The 1,206-nt window shown below is 76.8% G+C and carries 1 protein-coding gene; it reads left to right on the top strand.

The window, feature by feature from the left end; all coding sequences use genetic code 11:
* Window positions 1-1,206, top strand: a 1,206-nt coding sequence (locus ACOV8S_RS17390; protein WP_448318898.1) for a S1 family peptidase, incomplete at both ends; no start/stop codon positions are given.

Below are 1,206 nucleotides of genomic sequence, written 5' to 3'. Positions count from 1 at the left end.
CTCCCCGGCCGCCGGCGCCGCGGCGCTGCTCGCCGCCGGCACGCTGGTGCTGTCCGGCCTGGTCGGCACCGCGGCCGCCCGCCCGACCGTGCCGTCCGCCCCGACCGTCGCGGAGGCCCCCTCCGCCGCCGAGACCCTCCGGGTCGACCGGGCCCCGGCCGGACTCCTCCAGGCGCTCCGCCGCGACCTAGGCCTGACCGCCGAGCAGGCCGAGCGCCGTCTGGCCAACGAGGCGGAGGCCGGCGCGACGCTCGGCCGGCTGCGCCTCGCGCTCGGCGCGGACCACGCCGGTTCCTGGGTGGGCGGCGCGGACTCCGGCACGCTCACGGTGGCCACCACCGACCGCTCCGACGTCCCGGTCATCGAGCGGACCGGTGCCCGGGCCGTCGTCGTGGACCGCTCGCTGGGTGAGCTGGAGGCGGCTGCGGCCCGTCTCGACCGGGCCGCCCGGACGTCCGCGGCGGCCCTGGACGCCCCGGTCCGCTACGTCGACCCCCGGCGCAACAAGGTCGTCGTCGAAGCCGTCGACCCGGCCGCGGCCGCGGCGCTGGTCGAGGCGGCCGCGGTGGCGCCGGCGGCCGTCGAGGTGGTCCGCACCGCGGAGCGCCCCCGCACCTACTACGACCTGCGCGGTGGCGACGCCTACTACATGGGCGGCGGAGGCCGCTGCTCGATCGGCTTCCCGGTGACCCGGTCCGGCACCCAGGGCTTCGTCACCGCCGGTCACTGCGGCACGGTCGGCCAGTCCACCTCGGGCTACAACCAGGTCGCCCAGGGCACCTTCCAGGGCTCCACCTTCCCCGGCCGGGACATGGCGTGGGTGGCGGTCAACGCCAACTGGACGGCGACCGCGACGGTGGTGAGCTCCGGCTCCCAGGTGGCCGGCTCCACGCAGGCGGCGGTGGGCGCGTCGATCTGCCGCTCCGGGTCCACCACGGGGTGGCGCTGCGGCACCGTGCAGCAGCACAACACCAGCGTCACCTACCAGGAGGGCACCGTCTCGGGCGTGACACGGACCTCGGTGTGCGCCGAGCCGGGCGACTCGGGCGGCTCGTTCATCTCCGGCAGCCAGGCGCAGGGCGTCACCTCCGGCGGGAGCGGCAACTGCTCCTCCGGCGGGACCACCTACTACTACCCGGTCAACCCGATCCTGTCCTCGTACGGGCTGACGCTGAAGACGGCCGGACCGACCACGCCGCCCACCAC

The organism is Streptomyces sp. CO7 (genome assembly GCF_053474865.1).
This window is presented reverse-complemented; position numbering and strand designations above follow the sequence as displayed.